This window comes from Streptomyces sp. NPDC050743 (assembly GCF_044456925.1).
Lineage (GTDB): Bacteria > Actinomycetota > Actinomycetes > Streptomycetales > Streptomycetaceae > Streptomyces.
Genome location: NZ_JBITGJ010000271.1, coordinates 1 through 3,219 on the forward strand (window position 1 = coordinate 1; position 3,219 = coordinate 3,219).

At 69.1% G+C, this 3,219-nt stretch carries 4 protein-coding genes; all 4 read left to right on the forward strand.

The features are described from left to right. Nucleotides 1-242 precede the first annotated feature (242 nt). The 4 genes from ACIBJF_RS52775 (at nt 243) to ACIBJF_RS52790 (ending at nt 2,728) form a co-directional block, all read left to right on the forward strand. Nucleotides 243-1,118 (forward strand): hypothetical protein, encoded by an 876-nt coding sequence (locus tag ACIBJF_RS52775; protein WP_399185018.1) that lies wholly within the window; start codon nt 243-245, stop codon nt 1,116-1,118. A 157-nt stretch (nt 1,119-1,275) separates the two neighbouring features. Next, on the forward strand, nt 1,276-1,473 hold the full coding sequence (locus ACIBJF_RS52780) for a hypothetical protein (protein WP_399185019.1): 198 nt from the start codon (nt 1,276-1,278) through the stop codon (nt 1,471-1,473). Further along, nucleotides 1,470-2,555 (forward strand): hypothetical protein, encoded by a 1,086-nt coding sequence (locus ACIBJF_RS52785; RefSeq protein ID WP_399185020.1) that lies wholly within the window; start codon nt 1,470-1,472, stop codon nt 2,553-2,555. The genes ACIBJF_RS52780 and ACIBJF_RS52785 overlap by 4 nt, the downstream gene beginning before the upstream one ends. Then, nucleotides 2,525-2,728: a hypothetical protein gene (locus ACIBJF_RS52790; RefSeq protein WP_399185021.1), complete on the forward strand. Its 204-nt coding sequence runs from the start codon at nt 2,525-2,527 to the stop codon at nt 2,726-2,728. Before ACIBJF_RS52785 ends, ACIBJF_RS52790 begins: the two co-directional genes overlap by 31 nt. Nucleotides 2,729-3,219 lie beyond the last annotated feature (491 nt).

The window sequence follows — 3,219 nt, forward strand, 5'->3', positions numbered from 1 at the left end:
GGGGCCGCCGGCTCCGGTGGCGGCCTGAGCCGTAAATCCCCGCTCAGCCCTGGAGGGTGAGGAATCGCCTCCCTTCAGGGAGGGGAGCCTTCAAGGACAGCTTCACCTTCACCCCGAAGGGATCCGCCTGTCGGCGTGCGAGCTGAAGTGCGGGCGCGGGGGAACCGGGTTGCGGGGCGGTCGGGAGCTGCGGTGGAATCGGGGGGTGTGCCCCTGCGGCCCGGGCCGGGAGGGATCGGTTCATGGACGGGACGACAGCGCTGGACAGCGTGCTGCAGCAGGCGCACGTGGTCCAGGTGAGCTCGGTGAGCGGGGTCGGGGTGGACGGAGAGATCCGGGTGGACCTCTCCGATCCGGCGGAGTCGGCCCAGCTCAGGACGGCCATGGCCGTGGAATCGCTGCCCGGGTTCCACTGCATGTGCCTTGGGGACGTCCGCTTCGAGGTGTTCGACCGAAACGGTGGGCGGCTCGCAGTCGTCGTCCTGCACCATGGGGCGACGCTGAGGTGGGGGCAGTGGGAGAGCGACGCCGTCCTCGCCGACGGCCGCCTGCTCCTGGAGTGGCTGGACGGGCACGGCATGCCCGGCCCCATGCGGCAGTTCGAGGCCGACCGGCAGCGAGCGGAGGAAGGGACCGAAGAGGAGCGCGACTGGCTGGCCGCGATGCCCGCCGTTCTGGAGGGGACCGCCGACCGGATCCTCGACCTCTCCCGCACCGGCGGCAGGCCCTCCCCCGAATTGCTCGCGGAACTCACGGACCGACTGCAGCTGACGTTCCCCGATCCGGTGGAGCGGGTACTGGCCCTGCTCGACTGGTACGGATCCGGCAGCGGGCGCTGCTCCGGCTACCCCGTCCACGAGGACGTTCCCGGCGAGCTGCTCGGCAAGGTGCCGATCGCCGACCTGCTCGCTGGGCTGGCCGACCCGCGGGCTGAGGAGCGACACGACGCCGGGGCCGTGCGGCATCTGGTGGGCTGGAAGACCCGCCCGCGCCAGAAGCAGGACGTCGCCGGCCTACCCGAACCGCTGCGCGCCCGACTGCTGGCGCACGCCCGCCGCTCTGGAGACTCCGACAAGCAGGGCCGCGCAGAACGGTGGTTGGCACCCCCGCGGGCCTGAGACCCACCGAAGCGTTCAGTGGTTGGCGAAGGCGGCGCGCTCAGCAACAGAGCGGGGGAGGTGGGCGGCCTGGGTACGAACACGGCCGAGTCGTCTTGCTGCGACGGACGCGCAGGGGTCACGAGAGCTCCAGCAGCGGACCTGGCACCATGGGGCGGTGTCCGCTTCCTTCGAACTTCCCGCCATTGCGCAACCGGTCCTGGAGACGCTGCTGCTCGGCCTGGCCGGCAACCCGTCTGCACCGCCGGAGGTCCTAATTCGCCTGACGGCGGCGAACATCGACCGGTCCGGGTTGGCCGGCGGCGCGACCTGCCCACGGACGCTGCAGCGGCGCTGGCCACCGACCGTGATGTGACCGTGCGGTCGAATCTCGCCTCGAACCCGAGCCTCCCGCCTGCGGTGCAGGTCGTCCTCGCCGGCGACGCCGACCCACGGGTGCGAGGCCGGCTGGCTGAAGGACCGGAGTACTTCGCCACAGTCGGTGTACACGGGCGCCGAACCCCGGACCCGCTGCCGCGCGAGGTCTACGAACTACTGGCCCGTGACCCGGACCCGAAAGTCCGCCGCGCGCTGGCGTTCAACCGTCACCTGCCGGACGATGTGCGGGCCAGGATGCTCGATGACGCGGACTCGCGAACGGCCGCCATCGCCGCCAGCGAATGGCCCTTGGCGCCGACCGGCCGGATCGGAGAACTCCTGTCGCGGGCAACCGGCGCTTTTGGCCGACAGATGCTTCTGCTCCGCCTGGATGGTCCGCTTCCCGCAGAGGCCGCACGCGCCATGCTTGCCGAAATCGACTCCGCTGCAGGTGATGCCTACAGCGAGGGTCTGCTGCGGCAGATTGTCGAAGTCGCCGACCTGGACGCCGGTCTGACTGACCGATTCCTGGCGACTCCGGACTTGCGCGCCGCGGTGGCGGCCAACCCGACGCTGTCGGCCGAGCACATCGCGGACTTGGCGCGTGATCCGAACAGCCAAGTACGCGCGGCTGTTGTCGCACGACGCAGCCTCGACCCGGAGTTGCGAGAGTCGATACCGGTCGACTACGACGACCGTAGCAGCGCCATCGTCGGCTGGCTGCTGACCGAAAACCTGTCCGAGCAAGATCAGCTGGCGTTCGCCCGAAGCCGGCACCAGATCTTCCGCAAGACCCTGGCCATGCGCGCCGATCTACCAGACGAAATTGTCGAGATCCTCGCCGACGACGAAAGCTTCGCGGTTCGACTATTCGTGTGCGAGCGACAGCCGAACGCCCCGGTCGGCTGCTGGCCCAGATCGCCGAGCAGTGGACCAGCTACAGCCGGTGGGACATGCTCGCCCACAAGAACTTCCCCGCCGATGCCGCTACTGGCCTGGCCCGCTCCGATGAGCCCCACGACCGCGCGGTCGCCGCAGCATACCCCGGTTTGCCGGCCGATACGATCGAGGCTCTGCTGACCGACGATGATGACACCGTACGACGTCGAGCCGCGACCAACCCCGCCATTCCAGCCGACCGGCTGATCGGCCTACTCGGTGCCGCCGATTCCGCCGTTGCCGCAGGAGCTGCCGCGAACCGGCTGCTTCCCGTGAACACGATGCACCAGATGCTCGATCAAGCAGGGCTGTGAGGACGCGGCGCGATCCCCCGGCCTGGTCGAGATGCCCGACGACCCGCGCTTCGGCCACTGGGCCGACCTGGAGCTTCGAGTCCCGTCGGCGGCGGCCTCACTCCGCCGCCATCTGGCCAGAGATGTAACGGTTGCCCATGGGTTCAAACTCGTCTACGCCTGGTAGCGCTGGAAAGCGACGGGGCTCGCCGCTCAGCCCTTGATCAGCGGCTCGTAGGGCTCATCCTCCTGCGTAAAGATCAGGACGAAGTCCTTGCTCGCCTCGACGGCGACCTCGCGAAGTCGAGCCAGGGCTTCGGCCTCTGGATGGTGTCCCGCCAAGTGGTGTAGCAGCGATCTCTGCATAGCCCCTGGTCATGGGGCGGCCATCGCGCAACTCTCCGAGTAGAGAGGCTTGTTGAGAGAGGTGACGCGATGGCCTTGTCCCAGCATGACTTACTCCGGCTGATGGAGTCACTGCGTACGGCGGACGGAATCGAGTTGGTCCGGGT